This window comes from Niallia oryzisoli (assembly GCF_036670025.1).
In the GTDB taxonomy this organism is placed as follows: domain Bacteria; phylum Bacillota; class Bacilli; order Bacillales; family Cytobacillaceae; genus Bacillus_BD; species Bacillus_BD oryzisoli.
In genome coordinates this window covers 5,534,264-5,548,795 of record NZ_CP137640.1, presented here as the reverse complement: position 1 = coordinate 5,548,795, position 14,532 = coordinate 5,534,264, and the positions used below count along the sequence as shown (strand labels likewise).

General features: G+C 38.7%; 19 protein-coding genes. 17 read left to right on the top strand and 2 right to left on the bottom strand.

The window, feature by feature from the left end:
* The first annotated feature begins 81 nt into the window (after positions 1-81).
* The 11 genes from R4Z09_RS27660 (at position 82) to R4Z09_RS27610 (ending at position 7,787) form a co-directional block, all read left to right on the top strand.
* Positions 82-1,215: an acetyl-CoA acetyltransferase gene (locus R4Z09_RS27660; RefSeq protein ID WP_338449880.1), complete on the top strand. Its 1,134-nt coding sequence runs from the start codon at positions 82-84 to the stop codon at positions 1,213-1,215.
* A 1-nt stretch (position 1,216) separates the two neighbouring features.
* Positions 1,217-1,612: a Zn-ribbon domain-containing OB-fold protein gene (locus R4Z09_RS27655; RefSeq protein WP_338449879.1), complete on the top strand. Its 396-nt coding sequence runs from the start codon at positions 1,217-1,219 to the stop codon at positions 1,610-1,612.
* A gap of 82 nt (positions 1,613-1,694) precedes the next feature.
* Positions 1,695-2,345, top strand: a complete 651-nt coding sequence (locus R4Z09_RS27650) for an RraA family protein (protein ID WP_338449878.1) — start codon at positions 1,695-1,697, stop codon at positions 2,343-2,345.
* A 30-nt stretch (positions 2,346-2,375) separates the two neighbouring features.
* Positions 2,376-3,044, top strand: coding sequence for a 4-carboxy-4-hydroxy-2-oxoadipate aldolase/oxaloacetate decarboxylase (locus tag R4Z09_RS27645; protein ID WP_338449877.1), 669 nt, complete (start codon positions 2,376-2,378; stop codon positions 3,042-3,044).
* A gap of 106 nt (positions 3,045-3,150) precedes the next feature.
* Positions 3,151-3,912 carry a 3-oxoacyl-ACP reductase FabG gene (locus R4Z09_RS27640; RefSeq protein WP_338449876.1) on the top strand — a complete coding sequence of 254 codons (762 nt, stop codon included), beginning with the start codon at positions 3,151-3,153 and terminating at the stop codon, positions 3,910-3,912.
* Between the two features lie 50 nt (positions 3,913-3,962).
* A complete protein-coding gene (locus R4Z09_RS27635; protein WP_338449875.1) occupies positions 3,963-4,382 on the top strand; it encodes a MaoC family dehydratase N-terminal domain-containing protein in 420 nt (139 codons plus the stop codon).
* A 485-nt stretch (positions 4,383-4,867) separates the two neighbouring features.
* Positions 4,868-5,278, top strand: a complete 411-nt coding sequence (locus R4Z09_RS27630) for a MaoC/PaaZ C-terminal domain-containing protein (protein ID WP_338449874.1) — start codon at positions 4,868-4,870, stop codon at positions 5,276-5,278.
* Between the two features lie 76 nt (positions 5,279-5,354).
* Positions 5,355-6,023 (top strand): hypothetical protein, encoded by a 669-nt coding sequence (locus R4Z09_RS27625; protein ID WP_338449873.1) that lies wholly within the window; start codon positions 5,355-5,357, stop codon positions 6,021-6,023.
* 242 nt (positions 6,024-6,265) lie between these two features.
* A complete protein-coding gene (locus R4Z09_RS27620) occupies positions 6,266-6,634 on the top strand; it encodes a fumarylacetoacetate hydrolase family protein (protein ID WP_338449872.1) in 369 nt (122 codons plus the stop codon).
* A gap of 119 nt (positions 6,635-6,753) precedes the next feature.
* Positions 6,754-6,981 (top strand): aspartyl-phosphate phosphatase Spo0E family protein, encoded by a 228-nt coding sequence (locus R4Z09_RS27615; protein WP_338449871.1) that lies wholly within the window; start codon positions 6,754-6,756, stop codon positions 6,979-6,981.
* Positions 6,982-7,580: 599 nt separating this feature from the next.
* Complete coding sequence (locus R4Z09_RS27610) at positions 7,581-7,787, top strand: hypothetical protein (RefSeq protein ID WP_338449870.1); 207 nt, start codon at positions 7,581-7,583, stop codon at positions 7,785-7,787.
* Positions 7,788-8,086: 299 nt separating this feature from the next.
* On the opposite strand, the gene R4Z09_RS27605 is transcribed toward R4Z09_RS27610, so the two are convergent.
* On the bottom strand, positions 8,087-8,740 hold the full coding sequence (locus R4Z09_RS27605; RefSeq protein WP_338449869.1) for a hypothetical protein: 654 nt from the start codon (positions 8,738-8,740) through the stop codon (positions 8,087-8,089).
* A gap of 268 nt (positions 8,741-9,008) precedes the next feature.
* Complete coding sequence (locus R4Z09_RS27600) at positions 9,009-9,368, bottom strand: Lin0512 family protein (protein ID WP_338449868.1); 360 nt, start codon at positions 9,366-9,368, stop codon at positions 9,009-9,011.
* Between the two features lie 251 nt (positions 9,369-9,619).
* Here R4Z09_RS27600 and R4Z09_RS27595 point away from each other — a divergent pair, with 251 nt between their 5' ends.
* From R4Z09_RS27595 to R4Z09_RS27570, 6 genes are all read left to right on the top strand, one after another.
* Positions 9,620-10,852, top strand: coding sequence for an MFS transporter (locus R4Z09_RS27595; protein ID WP_338449867.1), 1,233 nt, complete (start codon positions 9,620-9,622; stop codon positions 10,850-10,852).
* A 189-nt stretch (positions 10,853-11,041) separates the two neighbouring features.
* Positions 11,042-11,842: a histidine phosphatase family protein gene (locus R4Z09_RS27590; RefSeq protein WP_338449866.1), complete on the top strand. Its 801-nt coding sequence runs from the start codon at positions 11,042-11,044 to the stop codon at positions 11,840-11,842.
* Between the two features lie 150 nt (positions 11,843-11,992).
* Positions 11,993-12,109: a YjcZ family sporulation protein gene (locus R4Z09_RS27585; protein ID WP_338449865.1), complete on the top strand. Its 117-nt coding sequence runs from the start codon at positions 11,993-11,995 to the stop codon at positions 12,107-12,109.
* A gap of 287 nt (positions 12,110-12,396) precedes the next feature.
* Positions 12,397-12,636, top strand: coding sequence for a glutaredoxin family protein (locus R4Z09_RS27580; protein WP_338449864.1), 240 nt, complete (start codon positions 12,397-12,399; stop codon positions 12,634-12,636).
* Positions 12,637-12,857: 221 nt separating this feature from the next.
* A complete protein-coding gene (locus R4Z09_RS27575) occupies positions 12,858-13,289 on the top strand; it encodes a MarR family transcriptional regulator (protein WP_338449863.1) in 432 nt (143 codons plus the stop codon).
* Positions 13,282-14,469 (top strand): MFS transporter, encoded by a 1,188-nt coding sequence (locus R4Z09_RS27570; protein ID WP_338449862.1) that lies wholly within the window; start codon positions 13,282-13,284, stop codon positions 14,467-14,469. The genes R4Z09_RS27575 and R4Z09_RS27570 overlap by 8 nt, the downstream gene beginning before the upstream one ends.
* Positions 14,470-14,532 lie beyond the last annotated feature (63 nt).

Genomic DNA, 14,532 nt, shown 5'->3' with positions numbered 1-14,532 from the left:
CTAACAATTACTAATATTCATTTTATTATGAATATTAGTAATTGTAAATATGAATATTTCTATAAAGAAAGGATTGATTGGATGAGATCTGATAGAACAGCGGCAGTAGTAGGAGTTGCAGAATCTGATCTCGGGTTTACACCGGGAAGAAATGTACTTTCATTACAAGCTCAAGCCGCAAAGCGAGCTTTAGACGATGCTGGTTTTACGAAGGATGATGTAGATGCCTTATATACAACAGGTAGCTGGGCAGCCTTTCCACAACTAATGTTAGCTGAATATCTTGGGATTAAACCAAAGTATACTGGGGGAACAAATATAGGTGGATCTTCATTCGAGTCCCATGTAGCACATGCTGTAGTTGCTATCCAAGCAGGATTGATTGATGTAGCTCTTATTACATATGGGAGTACTTTGAAATCTAAAAGAACCGCTCCAATGAGCAGCCTTACTCAAACTTATGAGGATCCATTTGGATTGCCAACTCCGGTTGGTCATTATGCCTTGGCTACCATGAAGCATATGCATCTATATGGAACAACATCAGAACAACTAGCGGAAGTTGCTGTCGCTACACGAAAATGGGCATGTCTTAATGAAAAAGCAACAATGAGGGAACCGATAACAATCGAGGATGTACTGCAATCTCCGATGATAGCTGAGCCCTTGCACCTCTTGGATTGCTGTTTAATGTCTGATGGGGGCGGTGCTGTGGTAGTTGCATCTGAAAAAGCTGCTGCTAATGCTAAAAAGAAACCAGTTTGGGTACTTGGTCATGGAGAAAAGCAGACACATAATTCCGTTGTATTTATGGATGATTTGACTGTGACAGGTGCTAAAGAAAGTGGACGACAAGCAATGCAAATGGCTGGAATTACCCATGATGATATTGATGTTGTTCAAGTATACGATTCTTTTACAATCACAGTAATTTTAACTTTGGAATCACTCGGTTTCTGTAAACCTGGTGAAGGCGGGGCATTTGTTAGTGGACAACGCACTGCTCCGGGAGGGTCATTTCCATTAAATACAAGTGGCGGAGGACTCTCATATCTCCATCCTGGTATGTTTGGTATTTTCTTGATTATTGAAGCGGTAAGACAGTTACGTGGTGAATGTGAGAAGAGACAAGTAGAAAATGCAAAAATTGCTTTAGTTAATGGTACTGGTGGCACTTTATCATCTACGTCTACATTAGTGTTAGGGAGGGATTAATTTGAGTAAACCAAGACCTTTAATTGATGACGATAATAGAGTATTTTGGGAGGAACTGAAAAATCATAAATTTATGTTACAACATTGTAATGACTGTCAAAAATTTATATTTTATCCAAGAATTATTTGTCCACATTGCTATTCGGAAAATATTTCATGGAAAGAGACAAGTGGACGAGGCAAGATTGAAAGTTATACTGTAATACATCGAGCCATGCCTCCTTTTAAAGATGAAGTTCCATATGTTGTTGGGATTATTCAATTGAATGAAGGGGTTAAAATGATTAGTCGTCTTACTAATGAAAAGGGAGATGTTGCTATTGGTAAAGATGTTTCTGTTGTCTATCAAAATATTGAAGAGGATCTGACCTTGCCCTATTTTCAAATTATAGAGTGAACTAAGAGTTAGAAATAAGGGTTATTCCTGTTAAATTCAATATAAAGGATAAATTCAGTTTGTTTAAAATGGAGGGAAAATGGTGGATGAAATAATTGAAGGGTTTAAAAAGGTTTCCATTGCAGCTGTTTCAGATGCAATGGATCGACTTGGTATAAACGGCACTTGTAAAGGGATATTTCCAATTAACTTTGGTCACAAGATGGTTGGTCGTGCATTTACTGTCAAGTATTTGCCTGTTAGAAAGGAAAAAGGAAACGTTGGGGACTTTATCGATGATGTTCAACCTGGAAGTGTTGTTGTATTAGATAATGAAGGTCGCACTGACTGTACTGTTTGGGGGGATATTTTAACCTCTGTAGCACATATGAAGGGGATTGAGGGTACCGTTATTAACGGTGTCTGTCGTGATATACATTACAGTCTGGAAGTTAATTATCCTATCTTTAGTAAAGGGAGATTCATACGTACAGGAAAAGACCGTGTCGAAGCTGCTGCTTATAACATTGCTGTGTCAATAGGAAATGTGCAAGTTAAATCTGGAGATATTATATATGGTACAGATGATGGTGTCCTAGTTATTCACAAAGAGCATGAAGAAGCAATCCTAGCAATTGCACAATCAATTGAAGAAAAAGAAGAGGGCATTCGAAAGTTCGTAATGGAAGGTATGCCACTTAAATTAGCACGAGAGAAATATGGATATCACCAACTGCAAACAAAACAAGAGTAGTAACCCTCGTGATAAAAAGTAAAATCAAAAATGAATGTAGGTGTAAATGTGGCCAAGCTAAGCAAAGATGTAAAACTCCTTGAACAGCGGTATATCGATCTTGCTAGATCATATTCGCCCGCAACCCTTTTAGAGGCTTCAGAGAAGAAAGGCGCATTATCTTCAGGGATCAAACCAATTTCTAAACACTTTCGTATTTGTGGACCAGCACTTCCTGTAAGCTCCCCTCCAGGTGATAACCTTATGCTTCATGAAGCGATTACCCTTGCAAGGCCAGGTGATGTTTTGGTTGTGGAGACTTCAAGGGAATATGAAGCGGGGTATTGGGGCGACATAATGACTCACGCTGCACTAGAACGGGGAATTCAAGGTATTGTAATCGATGGGTGTGTTAGAGACTATGATGATATTATTCAAGCGAATTTTCCTGTCTTTTCAAGAGGATTATGTATTCGGGGAACGACAAAAAAAGGTGGGGGAACCATCAATGATCCTATCAAAATTGGAGAGGTTACTATTTCTACGGGAGATTTAATTGTAGGTAATAGTGATGGTGTAGTCGTTATTCCTAAAGAAAAAGTACCTGTAGTACTAAATAATGCCAAGAAGAGGGAAGATTTGGAAAAGGTGATCCGAGAAGAAATCAAAAAAGGGAAGACAACAATGGATATTTACGGATGGAAACCAAGCAAAAATTAAGATAGAAATAGAGTGGGAATCTAATCTTAAAGATAATTACGTTTTTTACAAAGACTTAGTAAACATAGATCAATTTGTTATTTATTGAAAGAGAGGTATTTATAAAATGAAGAGTTTAGAAGGAAGAGTAGCAGTTGTTACAGGATCGGGAAAAGGGATTGGAGCTGCAGTGGCAAAAAGATTAGCAGAAGAAGGAGCTAAAATTGCTGTAATTGATTTAAAGGAAGATTATGGTGCAAATACAGTAGATTATATTAAATCTAAGGGAGGAGAAGCACTTGCAGTTGCTTGTGATGTATCAAAAGCAAGCCAAATAGAAGAGGCTGTCAATAAAATAAATCAACACTATGGACAAATCGATATATTAATAAATGTGGCTGGAGTAACGAGAGATAAACTTATTTTTCAAATGGAAGAAGAAGATTGGGATCTCGTTTTAGATACCCATTTAAAAGGAAGTTTTTTAATGATTAAAGCAGTCCAAAAGTTTATGGTTAAACAAAATTATGGAAAAATTGTAAATACTAGTAGTTTAGGCTCAGTTGGGAAAAGAGGTCAAGCAAACTATTCTTCCGCAAAAGCAGCTCTAAAAGCTCTAACTCGAACAGCTGCTATTGAATTGGGAAGATACGGTATCAATGTGAATTGTGTGGCACCTGGGTTTATTGAAACGGATATGACGAGAGCAACAATTGAAAGGATGGGAAAAGATTTTGAGGAGGTTAAAAAAGGAGCAAGTAAAATGATACCTCTTGGAAGAGTTGGTCAACCTGAAGATGTTGCAAATGTAGTGGCTTTTTTAGTAAGTGAACAAGCAAATTATATTTCTGGTGAAGTAATTAACATTAGTGGAGGATCTTTAACCTAGATAACTAGTAATATAGATAACTAGTAATATATAGATAAGGGGGAAATATAATGGTAGATACAAGTTTGATTGGCATAAAAACTGATTGGACAAAAGTAGAGGTTGAGAAAGGGGCGGTACGGAAATTTGCAGATGCTATTGGTGCTAACAATCCCTTGTATTACGATGAGGAGTATGCAAGAGAAAAAGGCTACCGTAGTCTGGTATGTCCTACAACTTTTCCGGCTACCTTTCACCTTCCGAAACCTGGTATGAACTTAGAATTGACTCGAACTTTGCATGGAGAACAAGAGTATGATTATGAACGTCCACTTGTTGCAGGAGATATTTTAATGTGTAGAAGTGAGTTGGTCGATGTATTTGAACGGCAAGGAAAAGAGCTAATGACATTTTATATTATTGAGACTAGAGGCGAAGATGAAAATGGTCAATTGGTCTATAAGAGTAGAGCGACAATTATACATCGATAGGTAATGTAAAAGTGTTCAATTAGCTTAAGGAAAATTCACAATAAATTCTACTTAATTAGTGGTAGTACTGCAATCACTCTCAACAAACAATCTGATGGTTTGTTTATATGTTGAACAACAATGAAGGGAACAAAGGAAGTCATGCCGAATAAGCCTTTGTTCCAGTATTAAGTCATTGGTAAGTTCGTTTTTTTAAAGTTCACTTTACCAAATCGCTGAAGTAACTTTATGTCAGCGCCGATAAAAGAAAACGAGATAATACCACCGATACTGGACACGAGTGTAAAGTTTCGTCTCCAAATAATTATTCAGAAGATTCAGGTGAATTGTGATTGACGTAAGGTTGTTTGGAGTGATAGCCTCACTTTTTCTAAAACTCTGGGAGTGGAAGGTTTTTGGCTTATAATGCCTTCTAATATAGAATTTATTAACTTATTTCTATATAAAGTTTTGACAATACAAATCGATAAAGGTAGGAGATAAGAATGAGCTTAACTTGGAAAGAAATTAGTTTGAATGAAGAGATGATTTTAGAAAAATTGCCTATTGAAAAAGTGCAATTAGTGAAATATGCAGGTGCATCTGGTGACTTTAATATGATTCATCAAGATGAAGAAACTGCCCTAAAGGTAGGGCTACCAAAAATTATTGCCCACGGAATGCTTAGTATGGGATTTTTGGGAGAGCATTTGAAGGATATTGTAGGGGAAAATGGTTTTGTAAAAAATTTAAAGGTCCAGTTTAGAGGTATGGTGTTTATTGAGGATAAAGTAATCTGTAAAGCTATTGCTAAGAAAAAGAATGAGCAAGAAAAACTGATTGATTTAGATATTTTGGCAGAAACAGCTGAAGGAAGAGTGGTTACAAAAGGATCCGCAAGTATCAAATATTATTAAATATAGATTTAAACTTCGATATTTTATAATATTATTATCCCTTGTGGAGCAATTTAGACGGAAGGAGGGGTTAGAAATGACTGAAGATAAATTAGTAAAACAGTTAAGCAATCTGGATTCATGTGCTATTTCAGATGCACTTGATGCTTTAAATGTAAATGGAGTTGCTACAGGGATGAGACAAATAACTGTGCAAAAGAAAATAGTTGGCCGAGTTGTAACAGTAAAACTTGTACCGAAGACTCAAGAACAAACCTCAAATCGACATCTGGGTACAGCAGCAATTGAAGCTGCTTCCAATGGAGATGTAATTGTAGTGGAACATTTTTCAGACAAAGTTGCCGGGTGGGGAGGTAATTTAGCAATTGCAGCATCGTTAAAAGGGATAAGCGGTGTTATTATTGATGGAGCCTGCCGAGATGTTGATGAGATGAAGTCGATTGATTTCCCTGTTTACGCTCGTTCCTCAGTTCCAACGACGGCTCGAGGGAGGCTTATAGAACAGTCATTCAATGAAAAGATTAATATAGAGGGGATTGACGTTTTCCCCAATGATCTAGTTTTAGCTGATGCAAGCGGAATCGTATTTCTTCCATGTTCCAAAGCAGAAATGATAATTGAAGAAGCGAAAAAAATCATGGAAAAAGAAGAAAGGATGGCAACGGCAATTAGAAGTGGACTTCCGGTTAGTTCTGTAATGGGGCAAAATTATGAAACGATGCTTCAAAAAAAGCTTAACAACTGATTTATTTCCTGCTTGAGCAGAGGCTTTTAGAATATAAAATATTATTATCATTGCATAAAAACTTTAGACTTTTTCAGGTTGGTACGCACTGCTTTATCCAAGGCGTGCTGGATCTTAAAGACGAGCATCAAGTTGAGCTTAGAGGAAGTAGAAGAAAATGTACTTCAAGCACAGCCGAGAAGTTTCTTCCCCTTAGTTTATTCCCGACCAATAACAGGATTATAAGGAAAGTTCAGTGCTGAATGATCAAGGTTTGCGAATTGATACGTACACATAGACCGTGGCGTAAATCATTCGAAATCTTTACACTAATCGGTCCATGGATTGTAACAGGGGACGAAATGGAGAATCCCAATCAACTGCAAATGAATCTATGGGTTAACGTTGAAATTAGACAATCCGCCAATACAAGTGATCTCATTTACGATTGCTATAAATTCTTTGAGGAGGCATCCAATGTCATGACACTGTTACCGGGAGATATTATTACAGCTGGTATACTTGAAGGCGTGTCGCTTCTATTACAAAAGATGATACTGTACGCATTCACATCGAAAGAATCGGCGAATTTTCCGCACAGGTTGACTACAAGCCGGGAATTTGAACATTAAATTGATACAAGGATGATAGAGCTGTTAAAAAATAATAAAGTCATTGAAAACCCAATAAGAAGTCAAAAAATAATGAAATCATTATTTATGTTATAGATTGACAGTTAAAAAAGAATGGAATGGTGACTATGAGAATTCATAAGAATTATACAGAAATAGATAGATTAGAACATAGGATCAACCATTTGAGAAATGAAATGATCCAATCTGCTGCAGCTACTGGTTTGAATAGTCACAGGACCATTTACTTTAGTCAAAAATTAGATAAACTCATTACCATCTATCAAAAGTATTTTTATCATATGGACAAGAACGAAAAAATGTTTCATAACAATAAAATTATTTGAAATTTTAGATAATGTGTACTTTAATATCTTGCTTTTAACAATACCTTTTGTTTGATTTCATAAGAAGACGCTGGGTTCATCCAACTTTTCGAAGAGCATTCAAAGAAGTTAATCATCAAGTCATACGTCGGATTTAATGAGCAAATACGTTCCTTTAGAGTAAATGTCGGCGAGTCCATTGTTGGGAAAGTCTATAGAGACGGCTGTGTTCGATTGATTGGAACGACGAAAGAGATTTATGACAGTATGGAAGGTTTAAGTGAGGATAATTACACTATCTTACACGCTGCAGGTGCGTCCGAAAGAACAATTAAATCTCTTTTGTCTGTACCTACTATGTTTGGGGATAAACGAATTGGTGTGATGACTCTTCATCGCTTTGATAGGGAAGAGATGCCTGGTGAAAGATCTTTTGCTGCTTCAGAGTTTTGCTTCTCAAGTTGCTGTTGGGATTCATAATGCCCAGCTTCACGAAGATGTTCAGAAAAATCTAGGTAAGTCACTTATTTATTAACTAAGCTTGAAGTGACAAATGGGCTTTTGCTGCAGAGGACTGAAATACATAACCATCTGACACGGTTATCGATAGAAAACAGGGGTTGAAATCCATCATTATAGAAATGAATCATTTAATGGAAAAGACGATTTTTTATGCGGATTACATTGAGGGCAAGTGTTATCCTGTTGATCATTCTACCTTTGAAAAAGTAATTGCGGACCTATTTGTTCTTTTTCGTACGAAAACAAAGCCAGCTTATGTATCTATTTCTGATTATGATGTTCTATCCTGTTATGTACCTTATTAGTTACGTCCATAATAATGGCTCCATGGCGGTTACAGCCAAAGGGTTTCAAATTCACCCAAATACACTATATCATTGCATAAAAAAATAGAGGAAATATTAAGAGTGGATTTTGACAATTATGAGTATTACTTGAAAATTCAGCTTGCTGTCTACCTGTATAACAGTTTTTATAAATGATCGATTAATGGGTCGAAGGGACAGGCACCGTGACCCTGGGTCACGGTGCCTGTCCCTTCGACCCAAGAAAAAACCGCTAGCATCTCTAGCGGTTTATAAAAATGTGCTATTTGTAAGCCATATTAATGAGGAATAATGATTGGATCAACATTGTAATATGGATAAGGTAAAATTTTTAAACGAGGGTCCATTAATTTATAATCCCTTGGGTTCGCCATGAATTGGTAAAAAGTAACCGGATTCGCCTTTGCGCAATGTTCGGTTGCTTCATCAAAACGGTAATCTGAAACATAGACATAAACAGAGTTGTCATCAGGATTAGAATCCCATGCCTTACTGCCTCTATCCAAGAATACAAGTGGAGTAACCGTAGTATTTTCACCGGTAATTGTAAAGGTTGCTATTCCAGCCTCGTTTGTTTTGATCGTAACAACGTTTTCTGTGCCATCTGTTGCTTGGTAAGGGGTAACTGATTGATTAGAGCTGTTAATAACGTATCCCTTTTTTTGCGTACCTGGGGCAATATTAATGTTCTCTAAAAAGGTTACATTTATTGTTTCATATGGAACCGGTGTACCGAAGATTGGGTTTGTCAGTGTAACCGTAAACGTTTTATGGGAACCGTTAAAAAGCTTGTTACCCTGACTGTCACTTGTAAGAGTAAAAACACCCTCGTCCGGACATGATGCTGCAGCGGATGTTGGTGATACTAACGATAAAACGATTGACAAAGCAATGGACAGAGAAGCAAGAATGACAAAAATCTTCTTTTTCATCACAATAATCCCCCAATTCATTTTTTTAATTGTTTCTATTATTACAATATCATTTATGAAATTAAATGTTCTGGATAAGGAACATTATATTATTGAATATTTGAATTAAGAAGCAGAGGGACGGTTCTGTTGCTTCCGTTTTGACGGTGGAAAGTTGCTTCCAATCTTTGAAGTTGTTTGAGTGGCTGGCTTTTTGCACAAATTGCCTGCTGAATGAAAAAGGGGCATGGTAACAAACAACTTTTACCCATGCCCACTATGTAATCCCTTAATACCCAACCTCAACCGAAGCGACAACAATATACATTAGATCATTCTTATCTCCTTTTTCCTCGATGACCACTCCGCTTGTTGTCATCATACCGCCATCCATCACTTCAATCGTGACTTGTCCATATGGCAAAGCTTCTTTTACAACCTCAGAGTCTAGTTTCTCTTTATCGCATGGAACCGCTAATTTGACATTCACCTTCATATTGTCCAAGCTGTTCCCGGGCAGGACTGAGCGAAGTCCCGGCATTGAATTAAAATGAATCGCATTTTGAACGGCACGAACAGCTGCTTTCGTAATATCCTGACCGTGTACGTCAATTCCCATCCCAGTTTCAATAAACATGATTTTTTCCATAATAGAGTCAGCTTCCTTTCAGATTGTTCTGTCTCCTTTATTTTAGCCACAATGATCGATTTCTGGAAGAGGCTTCACACCAAGGTTTTCAAATGCATCAATTGAATACCCCTCATTTCTCTGAGCGATTCTCTATTAAATGAACGAAAAACAAGGTAAAATAAATTCTACAAGGAAGGCGCCGCAGCCTTTTATTTTTTACCAATACTTATCTGAAAATTTTTAACTTACTAACAAAGAGAGGGGAACGCATGAATGTCGTCAATCAAATAAAAAAAGAGCCGAAAGTAGTGTCCAAGCCGCAGGCTGCTTGGGTGATTCTAGTAGGCATTATTTTTATCGCTATTAATCTACGGGCTCCCTTGACCTCGGTCGGGCCTTTAGTTGATCTCATCCGCGATCATCTGCATATTTCGAACACATTAGCAGGGATGATCACCACGGTACCATTGCTTGCTTTTGCCTTTTTCTCTCCTTTTGTTCCAAAGTTAGCGCGAAGATTTGGCGCTGAAGGGGTACTAATGGTAGCGATTATTTTTCTATCTATCGGGATAGGGCTCCGCTCCATATCCGGTGTAGCCACGTTATATATCGGTACGGCGGTCCTTGGATTGGCCATCGCTGCTGGTAATGTATTGCTGCCAAGTCTGATCAAACGGGAATTTCCTGAAAAAATCGGCGTCATGACAGGGGTTTATTCGATTTCGATGAATTTATTTGGCGCCATCGCGTCCGGGATCAGTGTTCCCGTTGCAATTGGATTTGGGTATGGCTGGCAGGGGGCTTTAGGATTATGGGGGATTTTGAGCTTCGTATCGATTCTATTCTGGCTGCCGCAAATGAAACGGCGAACGGGCCTTGCACCGGTTGTTTCTCACCAAACTGCTGAGCAGCATGTGAATCTATGGCGATCCCCGCTTGCTTGGCAGGTCACATTGTATATGGGACTGCAATCGATGGTGTTTTACGTGCTGGTTACATGGCTGCCAGAGCTGCTAAAAGAACAAGGCTTGAGCGCAGACCAAGCCGGCTGGCTGCTTTCAATCATGCAAATCACCGTCCTGCCGGTAACATTTGTCGCACCAATTCTTGCTGGTCGTATGTCTAACCAACGTTTATTAGTGGCCATTACGGCCTTAAGTCTTTTCATTGGAAACATTGGCTTACTGTATGGCAGCAAGAATTTGACCCTCTTGTGGATTATCATTCTTGGAATTGGGGCAGGATTTTCCTTTGGATTGGCGATGATCTTCTTCGGCCTTCGTACCAGGAATGCACAGCAAGCAGCTGAATTGTCAGGAATGGCTCAAGCCGTCGGTTATTTGCTTGCTTCAACGGGCCCAACCCTGTTTGGTTATCTGCACGATGCTACGAATAGCTGGACCACTCCGCTCCTCTTGTTAGTAGCTGTGTCCGTGCTGATCTTTATTGTCGGAATGGGTGCAGGAAAGAATCAATTTGTAGGTGAAAGTAAGGAAAGATAAAAGCAGGGGTTCTTATAAAAGCAGGGGGACGGTTCAATACTTCTATTTTCAAGAGGAAGCAAGAGAACCGTCCCTTTGCTTCGAAAGAGAAGAATTCCATTACGGATAACTCTATTGAATATGAACAAACTATACCTTATATCATACTTAATTTCGTTTTGTTCTATCAAAAGGAGTTGTAATGGAAAGGTGAAAAATAGGCTTTTTATTGCTTTTATGTTTGTTATTATTATTTGCTTAACAACCTTCATAAATCCAATTTATGCAGAGAATGTAACGATAAATAATAAAGAGGTAGTAAATCAAAATGAACCTGGAACCGTAACCATATATCTTGTTCGCCATGGGAAAACGATTTTGAATCAAAATGATCGTGCTCAAGGTTGGGCTGATGGACCTCTCACCCCTTCTGGTGAAGATTTGGTCATAGGAGTGGGTAGAGGGTTAGCAGACGTATCTTTTGTTGCAGCTTATTCGAGTGATAGTGGTAGAGCCATTCAAACGGCAAAACTGATTTTAACGGAAAATCACACCAAGGCAAAGGGGTTGCAGCCTATCGAAAACAAAGGAATACGCGAGGTTTATTTCGGGGAATTTGAGGGAGAGAAAATGAGTGTCCTTTGGAGGCTGGCAGCCGATCATATGCAAATGGGAAATGAAGGGGAGTTCTTCAAAAAAAGTGACAATCCATATAAAGTGTTAATCAATACCCTTTCATGTTTGGATAAATCAGGTGAAGCAGAGAGTTATCAAGAATTAACAGACCGGGCATACAAAGGATTTAAAGAAATTGCGGAACAGGCCTATCAAAATGGCGGTGGCGATATTTTAGTTGTTTCCCATGGTATTACCATTAACGCCATTCTTGAAAAAATTGATGCAAATAAAGTGTCAGGAGAAATTGTTAAAAATGGCAGTGTGTCAAAGCTTACATTTGATGGAACGGGTTGGAGAATACAGGAAGTAAATGAAATGAAATATGCTGAATAAACCTCTCTCAAGCGAAAAGTCATGAGTTTCAGGCCGATGCTATCGGATATTGATTGTTGCGGGTATATATTCACTTCAAGTAAACAAGCCCATACACTTTTTTTCGTTTAACATATCTTATTTAGGGATTAGAGAAAGGAGGGGGAGAGTATGGGCGCAGGTGCAGGTGCAGGCTACGGCGGTGGATTTGCTTTACTTATTGTTTTGTTTATTTTGTTGATTATTATTGGAGCTAGCTTCTTTGGTGGCTATGGCGGATGTTGCTAAAAATTTTTTTGATTCACCAATGAAGTTATTATTGGTTCCGTTATCTGGAAGTAAAAAAGCCCTTCAAAGGGCTTTTTTTACTTCACTTTAGACGCGGAGGGACGGTTCTCCTGCTTCCTTTTTGTTGGTGAATTGTAAATAAACAGTGGTATAGTTGGAGAAAGGTGCAAGTTAATACCTGAAGCAAGGGATCTTTTGTTATGCTTCCGGTCAGGATCCAGTGGACGAATGAAATGAACGAGTAGGAAGCAAGAGAACCGTCCCCGTGCTTCGGAAAGGATGAAATGATGGATAAGCCTGTTATTGTGTATTCGATGGATGATTGTGTGGAGTGCAGTGTGGTGAAGCAGATGTTGACTGCGGAGGGGGTTCCTTTTGAGGTTAGGGATATCACGACTAGTGAGGAGCATAAGAGAGAAGTGGAGAAATATGGCTTCTTGGGTGTGCCGGTTACTGTCGTGGGAGATCGTGCTGTGAAGGGATTTAATCCTGAGTTGATTGAGCTGATTCAATCGCGAAAGCAATAATACAAAACGAGCTATGGTTGATTCCTGGCTCGTTTTTCATATTCTCCATCCCAAACACATAGGTTATCAATGGGATTATAAACATTGAAAAGACTATAAAGGGATATTCATTTCAAACCATATTAATCATATTACCATTGACATTAACTTAAAAACTGCTTATAGTTACTATAGCTAATAGTTACCCATAGTAACTGTATTCGTAGAAAGGAGCGAAAGTATTGCAGGGATTTTTTCAGAGTTATTTAAGACTGTACCGCCCGCTAATCACGACATTGAATGAATTAATGAGTTCTTATCAGCTTTCTTATTCTTTATGGCAGGTTATTTTGTATATTAAAAATAACGGGCCTTCAACACTAGTAGATATTTCCAGCTACTATAATGTTGAAAAGCCGACAATCACAAGAAGGGTTCACCGTTTGGAAGAGCTGCAGATCGTGAAGCAAATTCCTGGTAAGGACCGGCGGGAAAAAGTGATACAGTTAACAGAATTAGGGGAAAAGATCTACAAGGAAATTCGCACAAAAATAACTGATTTGGAACATCAGGTAATGGAGGGGATCACTGCTGAAGAGCAAATGATTACGTTCGAAACCCTTCCTAAAATTCAGGAAAATATTATGAAGCGAGAGGAGAGAAAAAGTGAATAAACCGAAATTATGGACGAAGGATTTTATCATCGTTTCGGGCGCCAACTTTTTGTTAACATTGGTGTTCTATTTATTAATTGTAATTATCGGCATTTATGCAGTAAATGAATATCACGCATCAACAAGTGAGGCCGGTCTTGTAACAGGGATTTTTATTGTAGGGGCTCTAATTGGCCGCTTGTTAGTCGGACGCATCATTGATGTAATTGGACGTAAACGTATGCTAATCATTGGATTAATTCTTTACATATTAGCAACGACTCTATATTTTATCCAAATAGGTATTACCTTCCTGCTTATTACCCGTTTATTGCACGGGATTACGCTGGGGGTTGCGAGTACTGCAACAGGAACAATTGTGGCGCAGATTATCCCAGCAGAGCGAAAGGGAGAAGGGATCGGCTATTTCAGCATGAGTGCTACATTGGCGACAGCTATCGGGCCGTTCATTGGGCTGTATATGAGCCAGCACACAAGTGTTCAAGTGATTTTTAGTCTTTGTCTAGTTTTGGGCATCATTAGTTTGATTACCTCGTTCTTTGTCAAAGTTCCGGCCTTGGAGACCATAGCAAAGACATCCGAATCAAAAGGCTTCAAACTTTCCAATTTCATCGAGCCGAAAGCTATTCCGATTGCCCTGATTACGCTTGTTGTCGCTTTCTGTTACTCTAGTGTTCTATCATTTATCAATTTCTATGCTGTTGAAATGGATCTAGTCAGTGCAGCAAGTTTCTTCTTTCTTGTCTATTCCGTTGCGGTCTTGCTTTCCCGTCCATTCACAGGCCGCTTAATGGATATAAAAGGGGCAAACTTTATCATGTACCCAGCTTTTATTCTTTTTACCGCTGGTTTGCTGCTTTTAGGCTCAGCTCATAACAGCCTGACGTTGCTTCTATCGGGTATCCTGATTGGTCTTGGATTTGGCAACATGCAGTCATGCACGCAGGCGATCGCTGTGAAGCTGACTCCTTCCCATCGCATGGGGCTGGCAACTTCGACTTTCTTTATTTTTCTAGACGCAGGACTTGGATTTGGCCCTTATGTGCTAGGATTCTTCATTCCATATACGAGTTACAGTACGTTGTACCAGGTTTTAGGTATTATCGTTTTGGTATCCACTGCTCTCTACTTCTTGCTTCACGGCAAAAAAGAAAGAGCTAGCCTCAAAGCTGTAGCTTGATAACCAGGTGTCAGGCATCGTAAAAAGACAAATGTGACCCATTTGTCTTTTTTTTGTGTCTGA

What these genes read in the sequence shown, in the direction of transcription:
- R4Z09_RS27630 (WP_338449874.1), top strand. Translation starts at nt 4,868, where the DNA reads ATGAGCTTAACTTGGAAAGAAATTAGTTTGAATGAAGAGATGATTTTA.
- R4Z09_RS27640 (WP_338449876.1), top strand. Translation starts at nt 3,151, where the DNA reads ATGAAGAGTTTAGAAGGAAGAGTAGCAGTTGTTACAGGATCGGGAAAA.
- R4Z09_RS27620 (WP_338449872.1), top strand. Translation starts at nt 6,266, where the DNA reads ATGATCAAGGTTTGCGAATTGATACGTACACATAGACCGTGGCGTAAA.
- R4Z09_RS27635 (WP_338449875.1), top strand. Translation starts at nt 3,963, where the DNA reads ATGGTAGATACAAGTTTGATTGGCATAAAAACTGATTGGACAAAAGTA.
- R4Z09_RS27625 (WP_338449873.1), top strand. Translation starts at nt 5,355, where the DNA reads ATGACTGAAGATAAATTAGTAAAACAGTTAAGCAATCTGGATTCATGT.
- R4Z09_RS27595 (WP_338449867.1), top strand. Translation starts at nt 9,620, where the DNA reads ATGAATGTCGTCAATCAAATAAAAAAAGAGCCGAAAGTAGTGTCCAAG.
- R4Z09_RS27615 (WP_338449871.1), top strand. Translation starts at nt 6,754, where the DNA reads ATGGTGACTATGAGAATTCATAAGAATTATACAGAAATAGATAGATTA.
- R4Z09_RS27605 (WP_338449869.1), bottom strand. Translation starts at nt 8,740, where the DNA reads ATGAAAAAGAAGATTTTTGTCATTCTTGCTTCTCTGTCCATTGCTTTG.
- R4Z09_RS27580 (WP_338449864.1), top strand. Translation starts at nt 12,397, where the DNA reads ATGGATAAGCCTGTTATTGTGTATTCGATGGATGATTGTGTGGAGTGC.
- R4Z09_RS27585 (WP_338449865.1), top strand. Translation starts at nt 11,993, where the DNA reads ATGGGCGCAGGTGCAGGTGCAGGCTACGGCGGTGGATTTGCTTTACTT.
- R4Z09_RS27645 (WP_338449877.1), top strand. Translation starts at nt 2,376, where the DNA reads ATGAATGTAGGTGTAAATGTGGCCAAGCTAAGCAAAGATGTAAAACTC.
- R4Z09_RS27660 (WP_338449880.1), top strand. Translation starts at nt 82, where the DNA reads ATGAGATCTGATAGAACAGCGGCAGTAGTAGGAGTTGCAGAATCTGAT.
- R4Z09_RS27600 (WP_338449868.1), bottom strand. Translation starts at nt 9,368, where the DNA reads ATGGAAAAAATCATGTTTATTGAAACTGGGATGGGAATTGACGTACAC.